The organism is Streptomyces sp. NPDC043746 (assembly GCF_056436485.1).
The window spans coordinates 1-25,760 of sequence record NZ_JBWKCM010000022.1; the positions used below are offsets into that span (position 1 = coordinate 1).

The 25,760-nt window shown below is 70.7% G+C and carries 21 protein-coding genes, 1 tRNA gene and 1 pseudogene; 14 read left to right on the forward strand and 9 right to left on the reverse strand.

What is annotated here, in order from left to right; genetic code table 11:
• Positions 1–137 precede the first annotated feature (137 nt).
• From AC0682_RS22310 to AC0682_RS22325, 4 genes are read left to right on the forward strand one after another with little or no spacing between them, the layout of a single operon-like run.
• Positions 138–1,067 (forward strand): branched-chain amino acid ABC transporter permease, encoded by a 930-nt coding sequence (locus tag AC0682_RS22310; protein WP_254812798.1) that lies wholly within the window; start codon positions 138–140, stop codon positions 1,065–1,067.
• Positions 1,064–2,902 (forward strand): branched-chain amino acid ABC transporter permease, encoded by a 1,839-nt coding sequence (locus AC0682_RS22315; protein ID WP_254812797.1) that lies wholly within the window; start codon positions 1,064–1,066, stop codon positions 2,900–2,902. Before AC0682_RS22310 ends, AC0682_RS22315 begins: the two co-directional genes overlap by 4 nt.
• Before the next feature lie 2 nt (positions 2,903–2,904).
• Positions 2,905–3,876 carry an ABC transporter ATP-binding protein gene (locus tag AC0682_RS22320; protein ID WP_478534804.1) on the forward strand — a complete coding sequence of 324 codons (972 nt, stop codon included), beginning with the start codon at positions 2,905–2,907 and terminating at the stop codon, positions 3,874–3,876.
• The gene (locus AC0682_RS22325; RefSeq protein WP_018488060.1) at positions 3,873–4,589 is read left to right on the forward strand and encodes an ABC transporter ATP-binding protein; all 717 of its coding nucleotides are present in this window, start codon (positions 3,873–3,875) and stop codon (positions 4,587–4,589) included. The genes AC0682_RS22320 and AC0682_RS22325 overlap by 4 nt, the downstream gene beginning before the upstream one ends.
• A gap of 85 nt (positions 4,590–4,674) precedes the next feature.
• On the opposite strand, the gene AC0682_RS22330 is transcribed toward AC0682_RS22325, so the two are convergent.
• A complete protein-coding gene (locus AC0682_RS22330) occupies positions 4,675–5,331 on the reverse strand; it encodes an ANTAR domain-containing response regulator (RefSeq protein ID WP_254812795.1) in 657 nt (218 codons plus the stop codon).
• A gap of 98 nt (positions 5,332–5,429) precedes the next feature.
• Here AC0682_RS22330 and AC0682_RS22335 point away from each other — a divergent pair.
• Positions 5,430–5,504 (forward strand) — tRNA-Leu (locus AC0682_RS22335).
• Positions 5,505–5,612: 108 nt separating this feature from the next.
• Positions 5,613–6,389 (forward strand): transcriptional regulator, encoded by a 777-nt coding sequence (locus AC0682_RS22340; protein ID WP_403184166.1) that lies wholly within the window; start codon positions 5,613–5,615, stop codon positions 6,387–6,389.
• Between the two features lie 6 nt (positions 6,390–6,395).
• On the opposite strand, the gene pyk is transcribed toward AC0682_RS22340, so the two are convergent.
• Both pyk and AC0682_RS22350 read right to left on the reverse strand, forming a co-directional pair.
• The gene (pyk, locus tag AC0682_RS22345; protein WP_254812794.1) at positions 6,396–7,835 is read right to left on the reverse strand and encodes a pyruvate kinase; all 1,440 of its coding nucleotides are present in this window, start codon (positions 7,833–7,835) and stop codon (positions 6,396–6,398) included.
• 120 nt (positions 7,836–7,955) lie between these two features.
• Entirely contained in the window at positions 7,956–8,681 is a 726-nt protein-coding gene (locus AC0682_RS22350; protein WP_254812793.1) for an SIMPL domain-containing protein, read from the reverse strand.
• Between the two features lie 233 nt (positions 8,682–8,914).
• Between AC0682_RS22350 and AC0682_RS22355 the strand changes: the two genes are divergently transcribed.
• Positions 8,915–10,654, forward strand: coding sequence for a bifunctional metallophosphatase/5'-nucleotidase (locus AC0682_RS22355; RefSeq protein ID WP_478534864.1), 1,740 nt, complete (start codon positions 8,915–8,917; stop codon positions 10,652–10,654).
• A 103-nt stretch (positions 10,655–10,757) separates the two neighbouring features.
• On the opposite strand, the gene AC0682_RS22360 is transcribed toward AC0682_RS22355, so the two are convergent.
• On the reverse strand, positions 10,758–12,239 hold the full coding sequence (locus AC0682_RS22360) for a lysine N(6)-hydroxylase/L-ornithine N(5)-oxygenase family protein (protein WP_478534805.1): 1,482 nt from the start codon (positions 12,237–12,239) through the stop codon (positions 10,758–10,760).
• Between the two features lie 95 nt (positions 12,240–12,334).
• Positions 12,335–13,738 (reverse strand): pyridoxal phosphate-dependent decarboxylase family protein, encoded by a 1,404-nt coding sequence (locus tag AC0682_RS22365; protein ID WP_478534806.1) that lies wholly within the window; start codon positions 13,736–13,738, stop codon positions 12,335–12,337.
• Between the two features lie 378 nt (positions 13,739–14,116).
• Between AC0682_RS22365 and AC0682_RS22370 the strand changes: the two genes are divergently transcribed.
• The 5 genes from AC0682_RS22370 to AC0682_RS22390 all read left to right on the forward strand — a co-directional run bounded on the left by AC0682_RS22370 (position 14,117) and on the right by AC0682_RS22390 (position 17,528).
• Positions 14,117–14,458, forward strand: coding sequence for an ArsR/SmtB family transcription factor (locus AC0682_RS22370; protein ID WP_478534807.1), 342 nt, complete (start codon positions 14,117–14,119; stop codon positions 14,456–14,458).
• 74 nt (positions 14,459–14,532) lie between these two features.
• On the forward strand, positions 14,533–16,278 hold the full coding sequence (locus AC0682_RS22375) for a SulP family inorganic anion transporter (protein WP_478534865.1): 1,746 nt from the start codon (positions 14,533–14,535) through the stop codon (positions 16,276–16,278).
• Entirely contained in the window at positions 16,275–16,727 is a 453-nt protein-coding gene (locus AC0682_RS22380; protein ID WP_478534808.1) for an ATP-binding protein, read from the forward strand. The genes AC0682_RS22375 and AC0682_RS22380 overlap by 4 nt, the downstream gene beginning before the upstream one ends.
• Before the next feature lie 83 nt (positions 16,728–16,810).
• Positions 16,811–17,032 (forward strand): alkylphosphonate utilization protein, encoded by a 222-nt coding sequence (locus tag AC0682_RS22385; RefSeq protein WP_103421403.1) that lies wholly within the window; start codon positions 16,811–16,813, stop codon positions 17,030–17,032.
• A 136-nt stretch (positions 17,033–17,168) separates the two neighbouring features.
• The gene (locus AC0682_RS22390; RefSeq protein WP_478534809.1) at positions 17,169–17,528 is read left to right on the forward strand and encodes an ArsR/SmtB family transcription factor; all 360 of its coding nucleotides are present in this window, start codon (positions 17,169–17,171) and stop codon (positions 17,526–17,528) included.
• An 88-nt stretch (positions 17,529–17,616) separates the two neighbouring features.
• On the opposite strand, the gene pepN is transcribed toward AC0682_RS22390, so the two are convergent.
• The gene (pepN, locus tag AC0682_RS22395) at positions 17,617–20,193 is read right to left on the reverse strand and encodes an aminopeptidase N (RefSeq protein WP_478534810.1); all 2,577 of its coding nucleotides are present in this window, start codon (positions 20,191–20,193) and stop codon (positions 17,617–17,619) included.
• 217 nt (positions 20,194–20,410) lie between these two features.
• Between pepN and AC0682_RS22400 the strand changes: the two genes are divergently transcribed.
• Positions 20,411–21,229 carry an MIP/aquaporin family protein gene (locus tag AC0682_RS22400; RefSeq protein WP_478534811.1) on the forward strand — a complete coding sequence of 273 codons (819 nt, stop codon included), beginning with the start codon at positions 20,411–20,413 and terminating at the stop codon, positions 21,227–21,229.
• Positions 21,230–21,317: 88 nt separating this feature from the next.
• On the opposite strand, the pseudogene AC0682_RS22405 reads toward AC0682_RS22400, so the two are convergent.
• Positions 21,318–21,683: pseudogene (locus tag AC0682_RS22405) on the reverse strand (chorismate mutase); the annotation flags it as partial.
• Between the two features lie 25 nt (positions 21,684–21,708).
• Positions 21,709–22,593, reverse strand: coding sequence for a helix-turn-helix domain-containing protein (locus tag AC0682_RS22410; RefSeq protein ID WP_478534812.1), 885 nt, complete (start codon positions 22,591–22,593; stop codon positions 21,709–21,711).
• A 241-nt stretch (positions 22,594–22,834) separates the two neighbouring features.
• Between AC0682_RS22410 and AC0682_RS22415 the strand changes: the two genes are divergently transcribed.
• Positions 22,835–24,799: a glycoside hydrolase family 35 protein gene (locus AC0682_RS22415; protein WP_478534813.1), complete on the forward strand. Its 1,965-nt coding sequence runs from the start codon at positions 22,835–22,837 to the stop codon at positions 24,797–24,799.
• Positions 24,800–24,832: 33 nt separating this feature from the next.
• On the opposite strand, the gene AC0682_RS22420 is transcribed toward AC0682_RS22415, so the two are convergent.
• The gene (locus AC0682_RS22420) at positions 24,833–25,612 is read right to left on the reverse strand and encodes a S1 family peptidase (RefSeq protein ID WP_478534814.1); all 780 of its coding nucleotides are present in this window, start codon (positions 25,610–25,612) and stop codon (positions 24,833–24,835) included.
• Positions 25,613–25,760 lie beyond the last annotated feature (148 nt).

Here is a 25,760-nt window from a genome sequence, read left to right on the forward strand (position 1 = left end):
TGTTGGGTGGAGCGCACCCGTACCCCCCCCCCACCCCCCCCCCCCCCCCCACCCCCCCCCCCCCCCCCCCCCCCCCCCCCCCCCCCCCCCCCCCCCCCCCCGGCTCGATATCCGGCGAAAGACACGGAGGACCCGCGGTGAACGAACTGCCGCAACAGCTGGTCAACGGCCTGCTACTCGGATCGATGTACGGGCTCGTCGCCATTGGCTACACGATGGTCTACGGCATTGTCCAGCTCATCAACTTCGCCCACGGCGAGATCTTCATGACCGGCGGCTTCGGGGCCCTCACGGTCTGGCTCATACTCCCCAGCGGCACCAGCGTGCTGCTCGCACTCCCCCTCATGCTCATCGGCGCGATCGTCGTCGCCACCACCATCGCCATCGGAGCGGAACGATTCGCCTACCGGCCGCTCCGCGGCGGCCCACGCCTGGCACCCCTCATCACCGCCATCGGCCTCTCCCTCGCCCTCCAGCAAGCCGTATGGGCCTGGTACCCCGGCGCCAAATCCGCCCGCACCTTCCCCGAGATCCCCGGCGGCCCCTTCGAACTCGGACCCGTCACCATCCAGACCGGTGACGTCTTCCTCCTCATCGCCGCCCCCGTCTCCATGGCCATCCTCGGCTACTTCGTCATGAAGACCCGCACCGGCCGCGGCATGCAGGCAACCGCCCAGGACCCCGACACCGCCAAACTCATGGGCATCAACACCGACCGCATCATCGTGGTCGCCTTCGCCCTCGGCGCCACCTTCGCCGCCATCGGCGCCGTCGCCTACGGCCTCAAATACGGCGAAGTCCAGTTCCGCATGGGCTTCCTCCTCGGCCTCAAAGCCTTCACCGCAGCCGTCCTCGGCGGCATCGGCAACATCTACGGCGCCATGATCGGCGGCCTCACCCTCGGCGTCGCCGAAACCATGGCCGCCGCCTACGTCTCCGAAATCCCCGGCCTCGAACAACTCGGCGGCCAGTCCTGGGCCAACGCCTGGGCCTTCGTACTCCTCATCCTCGTGCTCCTCTTCCGGCCCCAAGGCATCATGGGCGAGCGCGTCACGGACAGGGCGTGAGCACCATGACCACCACACAGACCACCACCAAGGTCACCGCACCCGCACCGGCCGAACCCGCCACCCGCGGCACCCTCGCCCTCCCCCCGCACATCGCACGGGCGACCGCCACCGCAGGCGGCGCGCTCACCGTCATATCCGCCTTCCTCGCCTGGACCTGGACCTCCGCCTTCCCCGGCGACCTCACCGTCTACGGCTACCCCGGCGGCCTCCAGTGGCTCGTCCTCGTCAGCGGCGCCCTCCTCACCCTCTTCGGCCTCTCCTCCTACGGGATCAAGGGCCTCACCTGGCTCACCCCCCAAGGCGCCGACCCCGCCATCCGGCTCGCCGCCTACGCCGCCCTCGCCACCGCCTGGTTCTCCATGGGCGCCATCGCCACCACCCTCGGCGGCATCGTCAACCTCGAACCCGGCGCCTACATCGCCCTCATCGCTACCCTCATCGGCTGGATCGGCGCCCGCTCCCTCCCCTACGAGCGACCCGAAACCACCCCCGCCGACCCCGAGGACACCGGCTACGGCCAGTTCAAGCACCACCTCGGCAACCGCTGGGAGACCTACAAGGGCGCCTTCACCACCGGCACCGCCGCCCCCGCGAAGACCCTCCCCCCGTACGTCGAAATCCTCATCGTCACCGTCGTCCTCGCCCTCGGCCTCGTCGTCTTCACCTACGGCATCACCACCGAGTACGACGAACTCTTCATCGGCTTCCTCATCACCGCAGGCTTCGGCTTCGCGGCGATCCAGAAAGCCGGACTCATCCAGCGCGTCTCCGCCCTCACGGCACGCCACCGCAACGTGACCCTCGTCGGCGCCTTCGCCGCCGCCGCGGCCTTCCCGTTCACCCAGTCCGACGACCAGTACGCGACCATCGGCGTCAACATCCTGATCTTCGCCACCGTCGCCCTCGGCCTCAACATCGTCGTCGGCCTCGCCGGACTCCTCGACCTCGGCTACGTCGCCTTCCTCGGCGTCGGCGCCTACGCCGCAGCCCTCGTCTCCGGCTCCCCCACCTCCCCCTTCGGCATCCAGCTACCCTTCTGGCAAGCCATCCTCGTCGGCGCCACCGCATCCATGATCTTCGGCGTCCTCATCGGCGCCCCCACCCTGCGACTGCGCGGCGACTACCTCGCCATCGTCACCCTCGGCTTCGGAGAAATCTTCCGCATCGCCGTCCTCAACCTCGACGGCACCTCCGGCCCCGACGTCACCAACGGCTCCAACGGCATCTCCTCGATCCCGAACCTCAACCTGTTCGGCTTCGACTTCGGCGCCACCCACACCATCGCCGGATTCACCATCGGCCGCTTCGCCAACTACTTCTTCCTGATGCTGCTGGTCACCCTCATCGTCGTCGTGGTCTTCCGCCGCAGCGCCGAATCCCGCATCGGCCGCGCCTGGGTCGCCATCCGCGAAGACGAGACCGCCGCCGAAGCCATGGGCATCAACGGCTTCCGCACCAAGCTCATCGCCTTCGCCCTCGGCGCCACCCTCGCCGGCCTCGCCGGAGCCGTACAAGCACACGTCACCTACACCGTGACCCCCGAGCAGTACCAGTTCGCCCACGCCGTCCCGCCCAACTCGGCCTTCCTCCTCGCAGCGGTCGTCCTCGGCGGCATGGGCACCATCAGCGGACCCCTCGTCGGCGGCGCACTCCTCTTCCTCATCCCGGCCAAGCTCCAGTTCATGAGCGACTACCAGCTCTTCGCCTTCGGGCTCGCCCTGGTCCTCCTCATGCGCTTCCGCCCCGAGGGCCTCATCGCCAACCGCCGCCAGCAACTCGAATTCCACGAGAAGGACGAAGCGCCCGCCACTCTCACCAAGGCAGGGGCCTGACGATGACCACCGACACCACCACCGCCGAGACGACAGCCGTCACCACCGGCGAAACCGTCCTCGACGCCCGCGGCGTCACCATGCGATTCGGCGGCCTCACCGCCGTCCGCTCCGTCGACCTCACCGTCAACAGCGGAGAGATCGTCGGCCTCATCGGACCCAACGGCGCCGGAAAAACCACCTTCTTCAACTGCCTCACCGGCCTCTACGTCCCCACCGAAGGCGAAGTCCGCTACAAGGGCACCATCCTGCCCCCCAAGTCCTTCAAGGTCACCGCCGCAGGCATCGCCCGCACCTTCCAGAACATCCGACTCTTCTCCAACATGACCGTCCTGGAGAACGTCCTCGTCGGACGCCACACCCGCACCCGCGAAGGCCTCTGGTCCGCCCTCCTCCGCGGCCCCGGCTTCCACCGCGCCGAAGCCGAATCCAAGGCCCGCGCCATGGAACTGCTGGAGTTCATCGGCCTCGACCACAAAGCCGAACACCTCTCCCGCAACCTCCCCTACGGCGAACAACGCAAGCTCGAAATCGCCCGCGCCCTCGCCAGCGAACCCGGCCTCCTCCTGCTCGACGAACCCACCGCCGGCATGAACCCCCAGGAGACCCGCGCGGCCGAAGAACTCATCTTCGCCATCCGCGACAAGGGCATCGCCATCCTCGTCATCGAGCACGACATGCGGTTCATCTTCAACCTCTGCGACCGCGTCGCCTGCCTCGTCCAGGGCGAAAAACTCGTCGAAGGCACCGCCGCCGAAGTCCAGGGAGACGAACGCGTCGTCGCCGCCTACCTCGGCGAACCCTTCGAAGGCGACCCCGGCGCCGCCGAAGTCGCCGAAGTCGAAGCCGCGGAAGCCCACGCCGCCGAAGCGGAAGCAACGGCAACGGCCCCGGACACCGACACCACCGCCGACGCCACCCCCGCCTCCCCGGCCACCCCCGGCGAGAGCACCAGCAAGGAGAACGACCGATGACCGCACTACTCGAAGTCGAGGACCTGCGCGTCGCCTACGGCAAGATCGAGGCCGTCAAGGGAATCTCGTTCAAGGTCGAGGAAGGCGAAGTCGTCACCCTCATCGGCACCAACGGCGCCGGCAAGACGACCACACTGCGCACCCTCTCCGGACTGATCAAACCCCTCACCGGCCAGATCAAGTTCAACGGCAAGTCCCTCCGCAAGATCCCGGCCCACCAGGTCGTCTCCCTCGGACTCGCCCACTCCCCCGAAGGCCGCCACATCTTCCCCCGCATGTCCATCGAGGACAACCTGCGACTCGGCGCCTTCCTCCGCAAGGACAGCGACGGCATCGCCAAGGACATCCAGCGCGCCTACGACCTCTTCCCCATCCTCGGGGAACGCCGGAAGCAAGCAGCCGGAACCCTCTCCGGCGGCGAACAGCAGATGCTCGCCATGGGCCGCGCCCTCATGTCCCAGCCCAAACTGCTCATGCTCGACGAGCCCTCCATGGGCCTCTCCCCGATCATGATGCAGAAGATCATGGCCACCATCACCGAACTCCGCGACCAGGGCACCACCATCCTGCTCGTCGAGCAGAACGCCCAGGCGGCACTCTCGCTCGCCAACCACGCCCACGTGATGGAAGTCGGCAGCATCGTCCTCTCCGGCACCGGCCAGGACCTGCTCCACGACGACTCGGTCCGCAAGGCGTACCTGGGCGAGGACTGAGGTCCTTCCCGTACGCGAGAGGCCCGCACCCGGTTCTTCTGCCCGGGTGCGGGCCTCTCTCTGTTACGCGTACGTCAGCGGTACACTACTCGGCCGCCTTCTTCTTCTCCTCGGCGTCCGCGATCAGCGCCTCCGCCAGCTGCTGCATCGACATCCGGCGGTCCATCGACGTCTTCTGGATCCACCGGAACGCGGCCGGCTCCGACAGCCCGTAATCCGTCTGCAGGATGCTCTTCGCCCGGTCCACCAGCTTCCGCGTCTCCAGCCGCTGCGACAGATCCGCGATCTCGCTCTCCAGCGCCTTCAGCTCCGCGAACCGGGAGACCGCCATCTCGATGGCCGGCACCACGTCGCTCTTGCTGAACGGCTTCACCAGATACGCCATCGCCCCGGCGTCCCGGGCCCGCTCGACCAGGTCGCGCTGCGAGAAGGCGGTGAGCATGAGGACCGGCGCGATGGACTCCTCCGCGATCTTCTCCGCGGCGGAGATCCCGTCGAGGACCGGCATCTTCACGTCCAGGATCACCAGGTCCGGCCTGTGCTCCCGGGCCAGCTCGACGGCCTGCTGCCCGTCGCCCGCCTCACCGACGACGGAGTAGCCCTCCTCCTCCAGCATCTCCTTGAGGTCGAGGCGGATGAGGGCCTCGTCCTCGGCGATGACGACGCGGGTCGTCAGCGGCGGGACGTGCGACTTGTCGTCGTCGACGGCGTCTACGGGCTGGGGCGACTCGGGGGTGGTCACGGGGCTCCTCGGTAAGGACAGGGATGCAGCTCCCAAGAGCCTACCTAGCTCCTGTAAGGTAGTGACGCGCAGGGCAGCAATAGCCCTTCCTTTCTAAGGCCCCAGTACTCCAACTGGTTAGAGAGGCCGCTCTCAAACAGCGGACAGTGTGGGTTCGAATCCCACCTGGGGCACTTTTCCTTGGATTCCAAGGCGTGGCGCGGATAGCCGAAGTTCACTTGATCTGAGTATGGCGGCCCATTTCACTCCGGCCCGCCGCCCGCGCGACGAGACTCGTCCGTATGTACGACGTGAAAACGCGCGAGCGGGCCCTGGCGCTGGTCTCACAAGGGCGCAGTCTCAACTCCGTCAGCAAGCAGACCGGCATATCGCGCGCCGCGATCCGTTCCTGGCAGACACGCCTGGAACCGCTCGACCGCAACCGGGGCGCTCCCTGCCCGAGGTGCGCCGACGTCCCCACGGCGATCGAGAACCCGTCCTCGTACGCGTACCTGCTGGGGCTCTACCTCGGAGACGGCTGCATCAGTGCGGCGAAACGAGGCGTGTACTCGTTACGCATCGCGTGCGCCGACGCATGGCCGGGGCTCATCGACGCCTGCGCCGAGGCCATGAGCATCGCGCGGCCGCACAACAAGGTGTGCCGGGTGGCCAGTGTCGGCTGCCAGTACGTCACCAGTTTCAGCAAGCACTGGCCGTGCCTCTTCCCTCAGCACGGCCCCGGCAAGAAACACGACCGCCGGATCGCTCTCGAACCCTGGCAGCAGGAGATCGTCGACGCCCACCCCTGGGAATTCATCCGCGGTCTTATCCACTCCGACGGCTGTCGCATCATCAACTGGGCCACGCGCATGGTCCGTGGCGAACGCAAGCGCTACGAATACCCCCGGTACTTCTTCACCAACAAGTCCGACGACATCCGCAAGCTCTTCGGCGACACCCTCACCGCCGTAGGTGTCGAATGGACGACTCTCGCACGCGGCAGCAAGCCGCTCAACATCTCCGTAGCCCGACGGGCATCCGTCGCCCTCATGGATGCGCACGTCGGGCCGAAATACTGAGCCGCCCTACTTCGGGCTGTCGTCCTCGCCGATGTGGTGGACGCGGACCAGGTTGGTGGAGCCGGCCACGCCGGGCGGGGAGCCGGCGGTGATGACCACGATGTCGCCTTTGGCGCAGCGGCCGATGCGGAGGAGTTCCTCGTCGACCTGGGCCACCATCGCGTCCGTGGAGTCGACCTTGGGGCCGAGGAAGGTCTCGACGCCCCAGGTGAGGTTGAGTTGGGCGCGGGTCGCTTCGTCGGGGGTGAAGGCGAGGAGGGGGATGGGTGAGCGGTAGCGGGAGAGGCGTTTGACGGTGTCGCCGCTCTGGGTGAAGGCGACGAGGAACTTGGCGCCGAGGAAGTCGCCCATTTCGGCGGCGGCCCTCGCTACTGCTCCGCCCTGGGTGCGGGGCTTGTTGCGTTCGGTGAGGGGCGGGAGGCCCTTGGCGAGGATGTCCTGTTCGGCGGCTTCGACGATGCGGGACATGGTGCGGACGGTTTCGATGGGGTATTTGCCGACGCTGGTCTCGCCGGAGAGCATGACGGCGTCGGTGCCGTCGATGACGGCGTTGGCGACGTCGGAGGCTTCGGCGCGGGTGGGGCGGGAGTTGTCGATCATCGAGTCGAGCATCTGGGTGGCGACGATGACCGGTTTGGCGTTGCGCTTGGCGAGTTTGATGGCGCGTTTCTGGACGATGGGGACCTGTTCGAGGGGCATTTCGACGCCGAGGTCGCCGCGGGCGACCATGATGCCGTCGAAGGCGGCGACGATGTCGTCGATGTTCTCGACGGCTTGGGGTTTTTCGACCTTGGCGATGACGGGGAGGCGGCGGCCCTCTTCGTCCATGATGCGGTGGACGTCGTGGATGTCGCGTCCGGTGCGGACGAAGGAGAGGGCGATGAGGTCGGCGCCGGTGCGCAGGGCCCAGCGGAGGTCGTCGATGTCTTTTTCGGAGAGGGCGGGGACGGAGACGGCGACGCCGGGGAGGTTGAGGCCTTTGTTGTCGGAGACCATGCCTCCTTCGATGACGGTGGTGTGGACGCGGGGGCCGTCGACGTCGGTGACTTCGAGGGTGACGCGGCCGTCGTCGACGAGGATGCGTTCGCCGGTGGTGACGTCGGCGGCGAGGCCGTCGTAGGTGGTGCCGCAGATGTCGCCGGTGCCTTGGTCTTCGAGGGGTTCGACGGTGATGGTGAAGGTGTCGCCGCGTTCAAGGAGTACGGGGCCTTCGCGGAAGCGGCCGAGGCGGATCTTCGGGCCCTGAAGGTCGGCGAGGATGCCGACGCTGCGGCCGGTTTCTTCGGCGGCTTTGCGGACGTGGTGGTAGCGCTGTTCGTGTTCGGCGTAGCTGCCGTGGCTGAGGTTGAAGCGGGCGATGTCCATTCCGGCTTCGACCAGGGCTTTGATCTGGTCGTATGTGTCGGTTGCGGGTCCCAGGGTGCAGACGATTTTTGCTCGGCGCATGGTTCGAGCCTAGACCTTACCTACGGGTAGGTATTTGGCTCCTCATGACACCTCAACAACCTTTGGGTGAAGGGTTATTGACAAGTGTTGAATTGTGCGGTGGGCCGCTCCGATGAGCGTCTATCCGAGGGTGGGTGGGATGAGGGTGAAGGAGGCTTCGACCTGGGCGTCGATGGTCTGGCGTACGGGTTCGAGGTTGATCGGGGCGGGGTCGGTGGGTTCTGTGCCGCCGGCTGCGGCGGCGTAGGGCAGGGATTCGGTGTAGGCGGTGCGGGCGAGGGGGGTGTGGTGGGTGCCGGTGTCGCTGAGTTCGAGGAGGGCGCCGAGGCGGGTGTCGAGGGCTTCGGCGTATTCGCGGGCGCGTTGAAGGGCTTCGCGGACGGCTTGGCGGCGGGCTGCGGCGTGGTGGGGGGAGGTGGGGCGGAGGGTCCACCAGGGGCCGTCGATACGGGTGAGGTCGTGGTCGGCGAGGCGGGTGACGATCTCGCCGAGGGTGGTGAAGTCGTTGATGGTGGCGGTGAGTTGGATGTGGCCGTGGTAGGCGCGGATGCGTTCGGCGCGTCCGTGGCGGGTGAGTTGGGGGTTGATGGTGAGGGTGCCGGTTTCGAGTCTTTCGATGGTGTCGCCGTAGCTCTTGATGAGGTCGAGGGTGGTGGTGTTGCGGTGGGTGAGGTCGTCGAGGGTGGTGCGGCGGTCGGCGGAGCGGGCGGTGAGGGTGATGGTGATGTGGGCGATTTCGGGGTCGACTTCGAGGTGGGCTTCGCCGCGGACGGTGACGTGGGGGGTGGCGGGGGTGCCGTAGGGGTGGTGGGTGGCGGGGGGCGTGGGTGTGGGGGTCTCGGTCATGCGTTCACTGTGGCATGCGGGTGGGTGGGGTGGGGGTGGTTGTGGAGGAGGTGTGTCGGGGGGCCATCGGATCCCCATCCGCCGGGGGTGTTGCGTGTGGCGGGGGCGGGTCAGAATCTACGCGCGTTGCCCTACTGAACGAGGAGTGAGTGAGCGTGGAGTTGGACCGGTGGGACCGTAGGACGTTTCTGGGCCGTTCGGCTGCTGTCGGCGCGGGTGCCGCCGGTGCGGTGATGGTGGGTGGTGAGGCTCTGGCGCACGGCCGGGGGCACGGTGAGGGGCGGCCGGTGAACCGGTACTCGTTCTCGGTGATGGGCACGACCGACCTGCACGGGAACGTCTTCAACTGGGACTACTTCACCGACAGGGAGTACGACGACGCGGCTCACAACGACATCGGTCTGGCGAAGATCTCGACGCTGGTGGATCAGGTGCGCCGGGAGAAGGGGCGGCGGAACACGCTGCTGATCGACGCGGGTGACACGATCCAGGGCACGCAGCTGTCGTACTACTACGCGAAGGTGGATCCGATCACGGCGCGGCGTGGTCCGGTGCATCCGATGGCCAAGGCGATGAACGCTATCGGCTATGACGCTGCGGCGCTGGGGAATCACGAGTTCAATTACGGGATTCCGGTGCTGCGGAAGTTCGAGGAGCAGTGTGATTTTCCGCTGCTGGGGGCGAACGCGCTGGATGCGAAGTCGTTGCGGCCGGTGTTTCCGCCGTATGTGATGAAGCGGTTGCGGACGCCGTGCGGCCGGGATGTGCGGGTGGCGGTGCTGGGGCTGACGAATCCGGGGATCGCGATCTGGGACAAGGCGCATGTGGCCGGGAAGATGGTGTTTCCGGGGTTGGAGGAGCAGGCGGCGAAGTGGGTGCCGAGGCTGCGTTCGATGGGTGCGGATGTGGTGGTCGTGTCGGCGCATTCGGGGTCGTCGGGGACGTCGTCGTACGGGGATCAGTTGCCGTATGTCGAGAATGCGGCGGGTCTGGTGGCGGAGCAGGTGCCGGGGATCGACGCGATTCTGGTGGGGCACGCGCATGTGGAGATCGCCGAGCATTGTGTGGTGAACAAGGCGACGGGGAAGCGGGTGGTGCTGTCGGAGCCGGCGAAGTGGGGGCAGCGGCTGACGGTGTTCGATTTCGATCTGGTGTGGGAGAGGGGGCGTTGGGCGGTCGAGCGGGCCGGTTCGCAGGTGCTGAATTCGAATGCGGTGCCGGAGGACCCGAAGGTGGTAGCGCTGTTGCGGCGGGAGCACCGGAAGGTGGTGGCGTATGTGAATCAGGTGATCGGTACGTCGGTGGTGGCGATGTCGACGGCCGAGGCTCCGTGGCGGGATGAGCCGATCATCGATCTGATCAACCGGGTGCAGACGGAGACGGTGGTGGCGGCGCTGGCGGGTGGTGCGTATGCGGGGCTGCCGGTGTTGTCGCAGGCGTCGTGTTTCTCGCGTACGGCGGGGATCCCGGCGGGTGAGGTGACGATCCGGGATGCGGCGGGGCTGTATCCGTTCGAGAACACGTTGGAGGCGCGGCTGCTGACGGGGGCGCAGCTGAAGGAGTACTTGGAGTATTCGGCGCGGTATTACGTGCGGACGGCTGCGGGTGGTCCGGTGGATACGGCGGGGCTGACGAATGCGGACGGGATTCCGGATTACAACTATGACGCGGTGTCGGGGGTGATGTACGACATCGATATTTCGCGGCCGGTGGGGTCGCGGATCGTGGGGTTGTCGTTCGAGGGGAGGCCGGTGGATCCGGCGGCGCGGTTCGTGTTCGCGGTGAACAGTTACCGGGCGAGTGGTGGGGGTGCTTTTCCGCATGTGGCGGGGGCGGAGCAGGTGTGGGCGGATTCGGACGAGATCCGGAACACGATCATCGGGTGGGTGCGGGAGAAGGGGTCGGTGGATCCGGCGGAGTTCGCGTCGGTGGGGTGGCGGCTGACGCGTGAGGGGGTGCCGGTGTTCCCGTAGCGCCGGTTGTGTGGTGGTTGGTTCGGGAGCCCTGGGGGTGGGTGCTGGTTGTTTCGGCCCGGGGTCTCCGTCGGGGGGTCCCGGGCCGTTCTGTGGGGTGGGGTCAGACGGATTGGGTGAGGGGGATCAGTTCGGGGGCCTGGGCGGGGATCTTCGAGGACTGGGGGGTGAGGCCGAAGGTGGTGAAGGCGGTGCGTGCGGGGAGGGGGTAGGGGGTGGCGCCGGTGAGGTTGTTGAGGATGGTGGCGCTGCGCCAGGCGGCGAGGCCGAGGTCGGGGGCGCCGACTCCGTGGGTGTGGCGTTCGGCGTTCTGGACGTAGACGTGTCCGGTGACGGCGCGGTCGAGGACGAGGCGGTACTGGTCGTCGATGCGGGGGCGGTGGGAGGCGTCGCGGCTGAGGTAGGGGTCGAGGCCGCCGAGGACGGCGTCGAGGGGGCGTTCGCGGTAGCCGGTGGCGAGGATGACGGCGTCGGTGGTGAGGCGGGTGCGGGTGCCTTGCTGGGTGTGTTCGAGGTGGAGTTCGACGCGGGTGTTGGCGAGGCGTCCGGCGGTGCGGACGTGGACGCCGGGGGTGAGGGTGGCGTCGGGCCAGCCGCCGTGGAGGGTGCGGCGGTAGAGCTCGTCGTGGATGGCGGCGATGGTGTCGGCGTCGATGCCTTTGTGGAGTTGCCATTGGCGGGGGACGAGTTCGTCGCGGGCGGTTTCGGGGAGGGCGTGGAAGTAGCGGCTGTAGTCGGGGGTGAAGTGTTCGAGGCCGAGTTTGGAGTACTCCATGGGGGCGAAGGCCGGGGTGCGGGCGAGCCAGTGGATGTTCTCGGCGCCTTCGGGGCGGGCGCGCAGGAGGTCGAGGAAGATTTCGGCGCCGGACTGTCCTGAGCCGATGACGGTGATGTGGTCGGCGGTGAGGAGGCGTTCGCGGTGGCGGAGGTAGTCGGCGGAGTGGAGTACGGGGACGGATTCGGCTTCGGCGAGGGGGCGGAGGGGTTCGGGGATGAAGGGTTCGGTGCCGATGCCGAGGGCGATGTGGCGGGTGTAGGCGCGGCCGAGGGCTTCGGCTTCGCCGTCGGGGTCGAGTTGGGTGAAGTCGACTTCGAAGAGGGCGCGTTCGGTGTTCCAGCGGACGGCGTCGACCTGGTGGCCGAAGTGGAGTCCGGGGAGTTGTTCGCTGACCCAGCGGCAGTAGGCGTCGTATTCGGCTCGTTGGATGTGGAAGCGCTCGGCGAAGTAGAAGGGGAAGAGGCGGTCGCGGGTGCGGAGGTAGTTGAGGAAGCTCCAGGGGCTGGTGGGGTCGGCGAGGGTGACGAGGTCGGCGAGGAAGGGGACTTGGAGGCTGGCGCCGTCGAGGAGGAGGCCGGGGTGCCAGTGGAAGGCGGGGCGTTGTTCGTAGAAGGTCGCGGCGAGGGGGCGGGGGTCGTCGGGGGCGGTGGGGATGTTGTGGGCGAGGGCGGCGAGGGAGAGGTTGAAGGGGCCGATGCCGATGCCGACGAGGTCGTGGGGGCGGTCGGGTTCGGGGGTGGGGTGGCTGGTGGCGGGGCGGTCGGTGGCGGGGGTGGGCCGGTCGTCGGGGGCGGGCCGGTCGGTCATCGGGGGTGTCGCCTTCCGTGAGGGGGGTGGGGGTTTCGTGGGGGTGGGGGTGTGCCGGTGGGCTGCGCTTATGAGGGGTGTGCGGGGGGCTGCGCTTATGGGTGGGGTGGTGCGGTGGGGGTTTCGAGGTCGGCGGTGGTGGCGGTGACGAGGTCGACGAGGGCCTGGAGGTCTTGGGGGGTGGTGTGGGGGTTGAGGAGGGTGGCCTTGAGCCAGAGGCGGCCTCGGGCGTGGGCGCGGCCGAGGACGGCGTGGCCGCGGTTGAGGAGGGTGCGGCGGAGGGTGGCGACGGTGTGGTCGTCGGCGTCGGTGGGGCGGAAGAGGACGGTGGTGATGGTGGGGCGGTCGTAGAGGTCGAGGGTGGGGGTTTTGGTGATGAGGTCGGCGAGGTGGTGGGCGGTGGTGAGGGTGGTGTCGATGAGGGCGGCGAGTCCGGTGCGGCCGAGGGCTTGGAGGGTGACGGCGATCTTGAGGGCGTCGGGGCGGCGGGTGGTGCGGAGGGAGCGGCCGAGGAGGTCGGGGAGGCCGGCTTCGGTGTCGTCGTCGGCGTTGAGGTAGGGGGCGTGGTGGTGGAGGGGGGTGAGGTGGTGGCGGTCGGGGACGGCGAAGAGGCCGGCGGAGGCGGGTTGCCAGCCGAGTTTGTGCAGGTCGAGGGTGACGCTCTGGGCGCGGTGGAGGCCCTGGAGGAGGGTGCGGTGGGTGGGGCTGAGGAGGAGGGGTCCGCCGTAGGCGGCGTCGATGTGGAGTTCGGCGTCGTGGGTGGTGCAGAGGTCGGCGATGGTGTCGAGGGGGTCGATCTGGCCGGTGTCGGTGGTGCCGGCGGTGGCGACGACGAGGAGCGGCGGGTCGAGGCGGGTGAGGGTGTCGTCGAGGGCGGTGGGGTCCATCGTGCCGTGGGGGGCGGGGACGGTGACGGGTTGCGGGAGGCCGAGGAGCCAGGCGGCGCGGGCGATGCTGTGGTGGGCGGTGGTGGCGCAGACGGTCTGGACGGGGCCGTGGCGTTCGCGGGCGAGGAGGAGGGCGAGTTGGTTGGCTTCGGTGCCGCCGGTGGTGATGACGGCGTCGGGTGAGGGGGTGTGGGGGTAGATCTCGGCGGCGAGTGCGGTGGTGAGGTCGGCTTCGAGGGCGGTGGCGGCGGGGGCCTGGTCCCAGGAGTCCATGGAGGGGTTGAGGGCGCTGGCGGCGAGGTCGGCGGCGGCTGCGAGGGCGAGGGGCGGGGTGTGGAGGTGGGCGGCGCAGTGGGGGTGGGCGGGGTCGGCGGCGCCTTCGGTGAGGGTGGTGACGAGGGCGCGGAGGGCGTGGTGGGGGCCGGTGCCGTGGTCGGGGATGAGGGGGTGGGTGGCGGTGCGGGTGCGGGGGGTGATGGTGTCGGGTCCGCCGGCGGGGAGGGGGCCGTCCCTGAGGGCCGCGCCGTCGTGGAGTGCGGTGAGCACGGTGTCGATGAGGGGGCGGAGTGCGGCGGGTCCTGCGGTGCCTCCGGCGAGGGGCGGGGTGGGCATGGGTGGGGTGGTCCTTCGGGAGGGTGATGGTGGACATGCCAGCTTGTCCCGGGTTCCGGGTGGCGCGGCCGAAGAGGTCAACGATCTGAACTCGAAAGGGGTACTGGTGGCCGGTGTGGGCCGTTTGCCGGGGGTTTCGGTGGTATAGGCGTGCGATCGCGGGACGGGTGTGCGGGTGCCCCCGGGCGGCCTGGCTCCGGGGGTGCGGGCCCCCCGGGGGCTCCCTGATCCGGAGGGACTTGATCGATCAATGAATTGCGAAATTCTGCAATTCACTACATGCTGTGTGGGTCGTTCCGCCGCCACCCCGGCGGCCCGGCCCCCGCCCGGCTCCCCCGCCGGCGGTGGTGACGCACTGCCGCGGAGAGGCCCGGAGTGATGGCGGTCCCCCTGTACCAGGCCAAGGCCGAGTTCTTCCGGATGCTGGGGCATCCGGTCCGTATCCGCGTGCTGGAGCTGCTCCAGGAGGGTCCGCTGCCGGTACGGGATCTGCTGGCGGCGATCGAGGTGGAGCCGTCGTCGCTGTCGCAGCAGCTGGCGGTGTTGCGCCGGTCGGGGATCGTGACCGCGACCCGGGAGGGTTCGACGGTGGTGTACGAGCTGGCCGGCGGCGATGTCGCGGAGCTGATGCGGGCCGCCCGGCGGATCCTGACGGAGGTGCTGGTGGGCCGGGACGAGCTGCTGGCCGAGCTGCGGGAGGCCGAGGTGTCCTCGCGGTGACGGCTTCCCGCTGGACCGCGTCGGGCCTGCGCCGGGTACGGGGGCTGCTGCCCGTACGGGCGGACTTCGTGGCCATGACCCGTAACCCCCGCCGTGATCTGCTGGCCGGGCTCACCGTGGCGATCGTCGCGCTGCCGCTCGCGCTGGGCTTCGGGGTCTCCTCGGGACTCGGTGCCGAGGCGGGTCTCGTGACGGCGGTGGTGGCGGGGGCGCTGGCGGCGGTGTTCGGCGGGTCGAACCTCCAGGTGTCGGGGCCGACCGGGGCGATGACGGTGGTCCTGGTGCCGATCGTCGCCGAGCACGGTCCGGGCGGGGTGCTGACCGTGGGGCTGATGGCGGGGGTGCTGCTGATCGGTCTGGCGCTGCTGCGGGCGGGGCGGTCCATGCGGTACGTGCCCGCGCCCGTTGTGGAGGGGTTCACGTTCGGGATCGCGGGGGTCATCGCTCTTCAGCAGATCCCGAACGCGCTGGGTGTGGCCGCGCCCGAGGGCGACAAGGTGCTGGTGGTGGCGTGGCGGGCGGTCCAGGAGTTCGCCGCGCAGCCGGACGCGACGGCTCTCTCGATCACCGTCGGGGTGGCCGGGCTGATGCTGCTGGGGGCGCGGCGGTTCCCGACCGTGCCGTTCTCGGTGGTCGCGGTGGTGCTGGCGACGGTAGCGGTGCGGGTGTTCGACCTGGGCGCCGAGCCGATCGGGGCGCTGCCGGCCGGGCTGCCCGCTCCTTCGCTGGGGTTCGTGGAGGTGTCGGCGCTCGGTTCGCTGGTGGCTCCGGCGGTCGCGGTGGCGGCCCTGGCGGCGCTGGAGTCGCTGCTGTCGGCGACAGTGGCGGACGGCATGACGGCGGGCCAGAAGCACGACCCGGAACGGGAGTTGTTCGGGCAGGGGATGGCGAACCTGGCGGCCCCGCTGTTCGGCGGGGTGCCCGCCACAGCGGCCATCGCCCGTACGGCGGTCAATGTCCGTACCGGTGCCTCTTCCCGGCTGGCGGCGCTGACGCATGCGGCGGTGCTGGCGGTGATCGTGTTCGCGGCGGCCCCGCTGGTCTCCCGTATCCCGCTGGCCGCGCTGGCCGGGGTGCTGCTGGCGACGGCGCTGCGGATGGTCGAGGTGGGGGCGTTGCGGGCGATGGCCCGGGCGACCCGCTCGGACGCGGTGGTGCTGATGCTGACGGCCGCGGCGACCCTGGTGCTGGATCTGGTGCTGGCGGTGGTGACCGGGCTGGTGGTGGCCGGGGCGTTGGCGTTGCGGGCGGTGGCGGGCGAGGCACGGATGGACCGGGTGGATCTGCGGGAGGGCGAGGGCAGGGGGGTGGAGCCGCCGGGTGCGCACAGCGAGGAGGAGCACGCGCTGCTGGCCGAGCACATCGTGGCGTACCGGATCGACGGCCCGCTGTTCTTCGCCGGGGCGCACCGCTTCCTGCTGACGCTCTCGGAGGTCGCGGATGTGCGGGTGGTGATCCTGCGGATGTCGCGGGTCACGACGGTGGATGCCTCGGGGGCGCTGATGCTGAAGGACGCGGTGCACCAGCTGAACCGGCGGGGCATCGCGGTGCTCGCCGCGGGCATCCGCCCCGAGCAGCGGCGGGCGCTGGAGTCGGTGGGGGCGCTGGAGCTGCTGCGGCGGGAGGGCCGGGAGTACGCGACCACGCCGGAGGCCGTCGCGGGCGCGCGCGAGCGGTTGCGGGAGGCGGGCGTGCTGGCGCCGGGGCGGGGACCGGCGGTGGCGAGTTCCGGTATCGAGGGGGCCGGGGCGGACACATCAGCGGTGCGTACGGGTTCGGGTGCGGGTACGGGTTCCGGCGCCGAGGGGAGCGGGCGGTGATCAAGCCTCATGATTCGTTGCCGTACCACCATGTGCTGACGCTGCCCACGACGGGTTCGGCGGTGCGGGTCGCGCGGGAGACGACGGAGCAGGTGCTCGCGGAGTGGGGCGTGGACCCTCGGGAGCCGTGCGCAGGGCCCGCGCTGCTGATCCTGAGCGAGCTGGTCGCGAACAGCGTGCGGCACGCGGCCGTGTTCTCGCCGCAGGTGACGGTGTTCTTCGCGTGCGGCCCGGACGCGTTCGCCTTCGGTGTCCACGACCGCCACCCCTACCGTCCCGCCCTCCACACCTCGGCCGTGGCCGGTTCCGGGCGGGGCCTGTCGACGGTGGTGGAGCTGACCCTGGAACTGGGCGGCAGCGCGGTGGTGCGGGGGGACGCGGACGAGGGCGGCAAGAGCATCTGGATCACGCTGCCGCTCCAGCGGACGGCCGGGCCCCCGGGCCGGTGAGCGGTGACAGGTCACCGGCCGCCGGTGAGATCAGGATTCCCGCTGCAAGAGCTGCGCGGGTGTGGGAAAGGCAGGAACGCACCATGAGCGACATCGTCGTGAAGGACAGCAACGGGAACGTGCTGGCGGACGGTGACTCCGTGACCACGGTCAAGGACCTGAAGGTGAAGGGCACGTCGGAGACGCTCAAGCGCGGCACGCTCGTGAAGAACATCCGGCTCACCGGGCGTGCCGGTGAGGTCGAGTGCAACACGAAGAAGGTGAAGGGGCTCGTGCTGAAGACCGAGTTCCTGAAGAAGGCCTGAACCCGTCGGGCCCGGTTCATCCTGTCGGGCCCCGGTTCATCCTCGCGCCGCGAAGGCGCGAGGATGAACCCATGGAGAAGAGAGTTCGCACAGCGCGCCACCGTGGCCTCCCGGCGTACGGAACGGGGTTCCGTCGGTGAGTACGCCGCTGTACCGGCTGAAGGCCGAGTTCTTCAAGACGCTGGGGCACCCGGTGCGGATCCGGGTGCTGGAGCTGCTCAGTGAACGTGAGCACGCGGTCTCGGAGATGTTGGCCGAGGTGGGGGTCGAGGCCGCCCATCTCTCGCAGCAGTTGGCCGTGTTGCGCCGCGCCGGACTGGTGACCGCGCGGCGGGAGGGCTCCGCCGTGTACTACACGTTGTCCAACCCGGAGGTGGCGGAGCTGCTCCGGGTGGCCCGGACGATCCTGACCGAGGTGCTGACGGGCCAGGCCGAGCTGCTGGCGGACCTGCGGGCGACCGATCCGGCGGCCGGTGAGGAGTCGGCGGGTACGTGACGGCTGTCGTCGCGCACCCGCCGCCCCTCGCCCCTCCCCCTCGGCACCGGAGCCAGAACCCGGTGCCGAGGCCGAGGCCGGGGGCGGCTCAGTGCTCCGTCGTCCGTACGGCCAGGGCGCGGCGGAGGTCGTCCAGCTGGTCGACGAGCTTGCGGCGCAGGGCCGGGGTGAGGGTCGGGTCCTTGAGGGCCCGGGTGCCGGTGGCGAGGCTGTCGGTGTCGATGGCGTAGGCGGGGAAGGCGTGCCGTCCGGCGGCCTCCGCGATGGCCGGGCCCCGGCGGGCGGCGAGCGCGGTGGCGTCGGGATAGAAGCGGTCCACGTACGGGGCGAGCAGTTCGTCCTGGCCGGGCTGCCAGAACCCCTGGGCGGTGGCGGTGAACAGGTAGTTGGACAGGGTGTCGTCGTGGAACATCGCCTGCCACGCGGCCGCCTTGGCCTCCGGCGTGGGCAGGGCTGCCCGGCAGCGGGCGGCGCCTTCGCGGCCGGTGGCGCTGGGGTCGGCGGCCAGCTCGGCGGCGATGGCGGTCTCGTCGGTGGCGCCGAGGGCGGCGAGCCGGGTGAGGATGCGCCAGCGCAGCTCGGGGTCGAGTTCGGGGCCGCCGTGGACGGTGCCGTCGGCCAGCCAGCTCTGGAGGGTGTCGGGCTGGGTGGCGGCGTCGATGAAGTGGCGGACGGCGATGAGGCGCAGCCCGGGGTAGGAGCCGTCCTCGGTGCGGCGGATCAGGTCGCGGCAGAGGCTGGTGAGGGTGGCGAGCGCGGTGGGGCGGGCCTCGGGGGTGACGTAGCGGGCGGCGATCTGGCCGTCGGCGAAGGAGAGGACGCCCTGGACGAGGGCGAGGTCGCTCTCGTACGGGAGGTGGGTGCGGGCTGCGGTGAGGTAGCGCGCCGGGTCCAGTTCGCCGTCGCGGACCGTGTCGCGGGCGGCGTTCCAGATGACGGCCCTGGTCAGGGGGTCCGGAATGGCGGAGAGGTGGCCGAGGGCGGTCTCCCAGGAGGCGGTGTCCAGGCGGATCTTGGCGTAGGTGAGGTCGCCGTCGTTGAGGACGACGAGGGCGGGGCGGCGGCCGGTGCGGACGGTGGGGGCCGTGCCGTCGCCTTCCGCGCCCGGAACGTCGATCTCGAAGCGGTCGCGGGGAGCGAGGTGGCCGGGGCCCGCCTGGGTGTTGAGGGCGTGGTCGAAGGTGGCGACGGCGATGCGGTGGGGGCGGCTGCCGTCGCGCCGGACGGTGAGGGCCCAGGACTGGCCTCCCCCGGCAGGCGCGGTGGGTTCGGTGACCCGGGCGGTGAGGGTGTCGACGCCGGTGGTGCGCAGCCACTGCCCGGCCCAGGCGTGGACGTCCCGGTCGGTGGCGGAGGACAGGTTGTCGATGAAGTCGGCGAGGGTGGCGTTGCCGAACTTGTGCCGGGCGAAGTGGGTGTTGATCCCGGCGAGGAAGTCCTTCTCGCCGAGCCAGGCGACGAGCTGGCGGAGTGCGGAGGCGCCCTTGGCGTAGCTGATGCCGTCGAAGTTGAGGAGGGCGGAGGCGGTGTCGGGGACGGCGTCGGGGGCGGGGGCGACCGGATGGGTGGAGGGGCGCTGGTCGGCGTCGTAGCCCCAGCCCTTGCGGGCGACGCCGAAGTCGACCCAGGTGTCGGGGAAGGGGGTCTCCCCTGCCCGGACCGAGTTGAGGGCGTGGGGGAGGGCGATCTCGGTGAGGGTCTGGTAGCCCATGTACTCCGCGAAGGACTCGTTCAGCCAGATGTCGTCCCACCAGCTGAGCGTCACCAGGTCCCCGAACCACATGTGGGCCATCTCGTGGGCGACGACCATGGCACGGGTCTGGCGCTCGGTGTCGGTGACGGCGGAGCGGTAGATGAACTCGTCGCGGAAGGTGACCAGTCCGGGGTTCTCCATGGCGCCCGCGTTGAATTCGGGCACGAAGGCCTGGTCGTAGGAGTCGAACGGGTAGGGCTCGTCGAACTTCTCGTGGTACCGGTCGTAAAGGGCGCGGGTGATGGCGAGGATCTCGTCGGCGTCGGCGTCCAGGTAGGGGGCGAGGGAGCGCCGGCAGTGCAGGCCGAAGGGGAGTCCGGCGTGCCGGGTGGTGACCGAGTGCCAGGGGCCTGCGGCGACGGCGACGAGGTAGGTGGAGATGAGGGGGGTGGGTGCGATGGTCCAGCGCCCGTCCGCGGTGCGTGTGGCGATGCCGTTGCCGAGGACGGTCCAGCCTTCGGGGGCGGTGACGTCGATGGCGAAGACGGACTTCAGGTCGGGCTGGTCGAAGGCGGCGAAGACGCGCTGGACGTCCTCCATGAACAGCTGGGTGTAGAGATACGTCTCGCCGTCGGCCGGGTCGGTGAAGCGGTGCATGCCCTCGCCGGTGCGGGAGTAGCTCATCGCCGCGTCGACGTGCAGCTCGTGGGTGCCGGGGGTGAGGCCGGTGAGGGGGAAGCGGTTCCCGTCCAGGAGGGTGGGGTCCAGGGGCTGTCCGTCCAGGGTGACCGAGCGCAGGGTGGCGGGCTTGATCTCGACGAAGGTGTCACCGGCCGCGCGGACGGTGAACCGGATGGCGGCCCGGGAGTCGAAGGTCTCCTCGCCGGTGGTGAGGTCGAGGGCGATCGTGTACCGCTCCACGTCGATGATCTGGGCTCGGGTCTGCGCTTCGTCGCGCGTCAGTACGGACATGGGCCCATGCTGCCGTACGGGGTGCGGCGGGGGCAGGGGGGTTCTCCCTGGGCGTACGCGAAGGGGGGCCTGCCCCAGGGAGGGGTGAGGTGAGCCGGTGTACGCAGGGGGGCGCATACCCCCTGGGGGATGGCGCGGAGGAGATGTACCCCCTGGGAGCCGGCGCCGTTTACCATCTCCTCGGCGCGGCACCCTTTCTCGTACCGAGGACGTCCTCATGACGCTCACGCCTGCGCCCGATGCCGCCGCCCGTCTCCCGGGCCCGGCCCCTTCTGTCTCGCCCTCCCCCTCCGGCTCTCCTTCCCTGGTGATCCGGGCCTGCTGCGAGTTCGGGTTGACCGCCGTGCTGCTCCTGGGTGTGGTGACCGGGGTGCGGTGGCTCTTCGCGCCGGACGGGTACGGGGGCGGCGGGTCGGCGTTCGCCGTGCACGGGGCGGGCGTGGGGGTGCTCCTCGCCGTGCTCATGCTCTCCGCGCCGGGCCGCCGCTCCGGCGCGCACCTGAATCCGGCGGTCACCCTGGCCCTGTGGCGGCTCGGGGTGTTCCCGGGGCGGGACGTGCTGCCGTACTGTCTCGCGCAGTTGGGCGGCTCGGTGGCGGGGACGTGGTGCGCGGCGGTGGTGTGGGGGCCCGTGGTGGCCCGGCCGCCGGTCGGGTACGCGGAGGTGCGGCCGGGGCCCGGGTGGGGCGAGGGGGCGGTGGTGGCGGCCGAGGCCGGGGTGCTGGCCGCGTCGGCGCTGATGCTCGCGGGGCTGCTGGCGCGTCCGGTGGGCCGAAGGCTCCTCCCGTACGCGGTCGGGCTGGTCGCCGCGCTCGTGATCGCGGTGCTGGGCCCGCTGACCGGCGGATCGGCCAATCCGGCCCGGCAGTTCGGCCCGGCGGTCCTGGCCCGGGAGGCCGGGGGGACCGGGCCGCTGTGGGCGTACGTGGCCGGGCCGGTGCTGGGAGCGGTGGCCGGTGCGGCACTGGGCCGGAGGCTGGGCGGGCCGCCGGGCGCGAGGCCCGGCGGCCGGCCCGTCAGGCCTCGGAGGCCGTGACTTCGCCACCGGAAGACCGGGCTCCGCCACCGGAAGCAATAGCTCCGGAAGCAGCGGCGCCGGAAGCCTGGGCTCCGGAAGCAGCGGCGCCGGAAGCGGTGCTCCCGGAGGCCGAAGGGCCTCCCGCCTCCTCCGCGATGCGTTCGTGGTGGCGGATGACCTCCGCGATGATGAAGTTCAGCAGCTTCTCGGCGAACGCCGGGTCCAGGTTGGCGCTCTGCGCGAGCTGCCGCAGCCGGGTGATCTGGCGGGTCTCGCGGGCCGGGTCGGCGGGCGGCAGCTGGTGGTCGGCCTTGAGGCGGCCGACCTGCTGGGTGGCCTTGAAGCGCTCGGCGAGCATATGGACCACGGCGGCGTCGATGTTGTCGATGGACTCGCGCAGCCGGTTCAGTTCCGCCTGGACGGACGGGTCGATCAGCTGGGACGCGGACGCGTCGTTCTCGCTCGTACTCATGGTCAGCGAGCTTAGACGTCCGGGCTCATGGCCCGATCATCGGCGGGTCGTCCGGGTCGGGCACCCGGTCGCTCCAGCCGCCGGGGACGCTGCGCCCCTGCTGTTCGCGGAAGCGGACGGGGGCGGTGCCGACGCGGCGGGCGAAGAGGCGGGAGAAGTAAGCGGGGTCGTCGTAGCCGACGCGGCGGGCTACGGCGGCGACCGGGAGGTCGGTGGCGGCCAGGAGTTCCTTGGCGCGGCCGAGGCGGATGGTGAGCAGGTAGTCCTTGGGGCTGCACCCGGCGCCGCGCCGGACGGCGGTGCGGAGTTCGGCGGGGGTCATGCCGTGCTTGGCGGCGTGCTCGGCGACGGTGAGCGGCTGGTAGGCGTCGCGGGCGAGGGCCTGGAGGACGGGGTCGCCGTCGGGACCGAGGTCGGCACGGGCACGGCGCAGGGAGACCAGGAGTTCGTGGACGGCGGCCGCGGTCTCGACCTCCAGGAGGGGGTTGCCGCGGCGGGCGGCGCGCACGATGCGGCCGACGGCGGCGCGGGGGGCGGCGGTGTCGGAGAGGGGGACGAGGGGGCGGTCGGGTTCGATGCAGCCCAGCTCGGTGTAGGTGGCGGTGGCGGGGCCCGTGAAGTCGACGAAGCTCTCGTCCCAGCCGGTGCGGGGGTCGGCACCGTAGTGGTGGGGGGTGCCGGGGGTGAGCCAGATGAGGGTGGGGCCCGTGATGGGGGTGCGGCGCCCGTCGGGGGAACCGAACCAGCCGGTGCCGGAGCTGACGATGACGGCGACATGGTGGTCCAGGGTGCGGGGGCCGACGGCGGGCAGGGCTCCGTGCTGGAGGCCGACGCCGAGGCAGACGAGGCCGAGGCGGTGGTGGAGGGGGCTGGGGGTGAAGAAGCGCATCCAGGTGTGGTAGCTCGGCATGGGTACTGCTCCTCCCCTGGTCCCGCGCCTGTCGCATCCGTCGCGTCCGCAGCGTCTGTCCCATCCGCCGTATCTGTCGCGTCCGTTGCGTCTGTCCCATCCGCCACGTCCGTTGCATCCGTCGCGTCCAATCAGCAGCGATCTTTGTCCATGGACCGGGCGTGCGCCAGGGGTGAAAGTGGTCGGACCCATCCGCCAGGGGGCCGCCGGGCGGGGCCGAGCACAGGAGCGTACGTACACGATGTCCGACTTCACCGTGGGGGACGACCACTTCCGGCTCGACGGAGAGCCCGTACGGCTGCTGTCGGGTGCCCTGCACTACTTCCGGGTGCACGAGGGGCAGTGGGGCCACCGGCTGGCGATGCTGGCGGCGATGGGGCTGAACTGCGTCGAGACGTACGTCCCGTGGAATCTGCACGAGGAGCGGAAGGGCGCCTACCGGGACGTGGGAGCGCTCGGCCGGTTCCTGGACGCGGTCCGGGAGGCGGGGCTGTGGGCGATCGTGCGGCCGGGCCCGTACATCTGCGCCGAGTGGGAGAACGGCGGGCTGCCGGTCTGGGTGACGGGCCTGTTCGGGCGGCGGGTGCGGACGCGGGACGCCGGGTACCGGGCGGCGGTGGAGCGGTGGTTCCGGGAGCTGCTGCCGCAGGTCGTCGAACGGGAGATCGGCCGGGGCGGCCCGGTGATCCTGGTCCAGGCGGAGAACGAGTACGGGAGTTACGGCTCCGACGCGGTGTATCTGGAGTGGCTGGCGGGGCTGTTGCGGGAGTGCGGGGTGTCGGTCCCCCTGTTCACGTCGGACGGGCCGGAGGACCACATGCTGACGGGCGGATCGGTGCCCGGCCTGACGGCGACGGCGAACTTCGGTTCCGGTGCCGGGGAAGGGTTCGACGTGCTGCGCCGCCATCAGCCCCAGGGGCCGCTGATGTGCATGGAGTTCTGGTGCGGCTGGTTCGACCACTGGGGTGCGGACGAGGTCGTGCGGGATCCGGCGGAGGCGGCCGAGGCACTGCGGGAGGTCCTGGAGTGCGGGGCGTCGGTGAACATCTACATGGGGCACGGCGGGACGAACTTCGCGGGGTGGGCGGGGGCGAACCGGGGTGGTCCGGTGCAGGACGGGGAGTTCCGGCCGACGGTGACGTCGTACGACTATGACGCGCCGGTCGACGAGTACGGGCGGGCCACGGAGAAGTTCCACCTGTTCCGGAAGGTGCTGGCGGCCTATGCGGAGGGCCCGTTGCCCGCGGTGCCGCCGGAGCCCAAGGGCCTGACCGGGCCGCCGGTGCGGGTCGAGTGGGGCGGGTGGGCCGGGCTCGACGACGTACTGGAGGCCCTGGGTGATCCGGAGGGGCCGGAGTCGGGGGTGGCGCCGACCTTCGAGGAGCTGGGGGTGGGCCGGGGGCTGGTGCGCTACCGGGTGGCGGTGCCCGGTCCGCGTGCCCCGTACCCGCTGACCGCCGCCGGGCTGCGGGACCGGGCGGTGGTGTACGTGGACGGGGTTCGGGCGGGAGTGCTGACCGAGGAGAGTCCCACGCTGGCCGAGCCGGTGGCGGGTCCGGCGGAGGTGGAGCTGTGGGTGGAGTCGCTGGGCCGGGTCAACTACGGGCCGCGCCTGGGTGAGCCGAAGGGGATCACGGGCGGGGTGCTGCACGAGCGGCAGTATCTGCACGGCGTGCGGGCCAGGGGGCTGCGGCTGGACGCCTTCGAGGAGGAGGGCGCGGTGGCGGGGGTGCCGTTCGGGCCGGTTCCGGAGAGGGCCGGGGCGACCGGGCTGTTCCGGGGGACGTTCACCGTCGGGGGGCCGGGGGCGGGCAGCGCCGGAGGACCGGAAGCAGGCACAGCCGGGGGGCCGGGGGCGAGCAGCGCCGGAGGACCGGAAGCAGGCACCGTCGGGGGGCCGGGGGCGGGCAGCGCCGGAGGACCGGAAGCGGGCGCCGTCAGGGCTGACACGGTGGACCACGCGGGCCTGCGACTGCCCGGCTGGACGCGGGGCTTCGTCTGGGTGAACGGCTTCTGCCTGGGCCGGTACTGGTCGGTGGGCCCGCAGGAGACGCTGTACGTGCCGGGTCCGGTACTGCGCAAGGGCGCCGACGAGGTGAACGAGGTGTGGGTGCTGGAGCTGGAGGGGGCGGGCGGGGCGCGGGTGGAGCTGGGACCGGGAGCGCCCGTACGGTGCTTGGACGCTCCCGGGGTGGTTCAGCCCTGACCGCCACTCACGGGTGCCGGTCCCGGGGCGGGGTCAGAGTGTGGCGGCTGCCGAGGCGATGGCGGAGGCGAAGGTCGAGACCTCGGTGTAGACGCCCGGGTAGCCGGGCCGGGCGCAGCCGTAACCCCAGCTGACGATGCCGACCTGGACCCACTCGTTGGCGTTGTCCTTGCGGAACATCGGGCCGCCGGAGTCCCCCTGGCAGGTGTCGACACCGCCGGTGTCGGGGTATCCGGCGCAGATCTCCTCGGACGGGACGAAGCTGCTGCCGTAGGCGGAGCGGCAGGCGGCGTCGGAGACGAACGGGACGTTGGCCTTGAGCAGGTAGCGCTGCTGGCTGCCGCCCTCGCGGTTGGCGCCCCAGCCGGCGACGGTGAAGGTGCCCTGGTTGTACGCGGTGGTGGTGGCGATCTTGAGGGTGGGCTGGTTGATGGGCTGGGCGAGCTTGATCAGCGCCCAGTCCTTGCCGACGCCGTTGTAGCCGGGGGCGCGCAGGACCTTGGTCGAGCGGACCTTGATGGCGTTGGGCGACTGGAGGTCGACGACTCCGCCGGTGGCGGTGATGGAGGTGTTGTTGCCCGATCCGTTCACGCAGTGGGCGGCGGTGAGGACGATGTCCTTGGTGTAGAGGGCGCCGCCGCAGCCCATGGAGAGCCGGACCATGAAGGGGAACTCGCCCTGGGCGGCGCGGGTTCCGCCGACGACGGGGTTGGGGGCGGCAGAGGCGGTGACGGGCTGGAGGCCGACGACGGCGATCGCGACGGTGGCGACGACGACGGAGCATCTCTTCAGCGCACGCAGAAGCTGCTTCACGGTTGCCTGCTTTCGTGGGGGGTTGCTGTGGGAACCACGACGGGGCACGCAGATAGTCGTCATGCACCCGTCAAGGTGACCCGATTATCGGGAGCCGGTGACCGCCACCACAAGGCGCACTTTTCGGCCAGGTCCGCGGCCGGTCGCC

Bases quoted from the DNA above. Each gene is read 5' to 3' on its own strand.
- AC0682_RS22410 (WP_478534812.1), bottom strand. From the start codon at position 22,593: ATGCCGAGCTACCACACCTGGATGCGCTTCTTCACCCCCAGCCCCCTC.
- pyk (WP_254812794.1), bottom strand. From the start codon at position 7,835: ATGCGCCGAGCAAAAATCGTCTGCACCCTGGGACCCGCAACCGACACA.
- AC0682_RS22415 (WP_478534813.1), top strand. From the start codon at position 22,835: ATGTCCGACTTCACCGTGGGGGACGACCACTTCCGGCTCGACGGAGAG.
- AC0682_RS22400 (WP_478534811.1), top strand. From the start codon at position 20,411: ATGACGCTCACGCCTGCGCCCGATGCCGCCGCCCGTCTCCCGGGCCCG.
- AC0682_RS22375 (WP_478534865.1), top strand. From the start codon at position 14,533: ATGACCCGTAACCCCCGCCGTGATCTGCTGGCCGGGCTCACCGTGGCG.
- AC0682_RS22385 (WP_103421403.1), top strand. From the start codon at position 16,811: ATGAGCGACATCGTCGTGAAGGACAGCAACGGGAACGTGCTGGCGGAC.
- AC0682_RS22325 (WP_018488060.1), top strand. From the start codon at position 3,873: ATGACCGCACTACTCGAAGTCGAGGACCTGCGCGTCGCCTACGGCAAG.
- AC0682_RS22360 (WP_478534805.1), bottom strand. From the start codon at position 12,239: ATGACCGACCGGCCCGCCCCCGACGACCGGCCCACCCCCGCCACCGAC.
- AC0682_RS22340 (WP_403184166.1), top strand. From the start codon at position 5,613: ATGTACGACGTGAAAACGCGCGAGCGGGCCCTGGCGCTGGTCTCACAA.
- pepN (WP_478534810.1), bottom strand. From the start codon at position 20,193: ATGTCCGTACTGACGCGCGACGAAGCGCAGACCCGAGCCCAGATCATC.
- AC0682_RS22320 (WP_478534804.1), top strand. From the start codon at position 2,905: ATGACCACCGACACCACCACCGCCGAGACGACAGCCGTCACCACCGGC.
- AC0682_RS22350 (WP_254812793.1), bottom strand. From the start codon at position 8,681: ATGACCGAGACCCCCACACCCACGCCCCCCGCCACCCACCACCCCTAC.
- AC0682_RS22355 (WP_478534864.1), top strand. From the start codon at position 8,915: ATGGTGGGTGGTGAGGCTCTGGCGCACGGCCGGGGGCACGGTGAGGGG.
- AC0682_RS22365 (WP_478534806.1), bottom strand. From the start codon at position 13,738: ATGCCCACCCCGCCCCTCGCCGGAGGCACCGCAGGACCCGCCGCACTC.
- AC0682_RS22370 (WP_478534807.1), top strand. From the start codon at position 14,117: ATGGCGGTCCCCCTGTACCAGGCCAAGGCCGAGTTCTTCCGGATGCTG.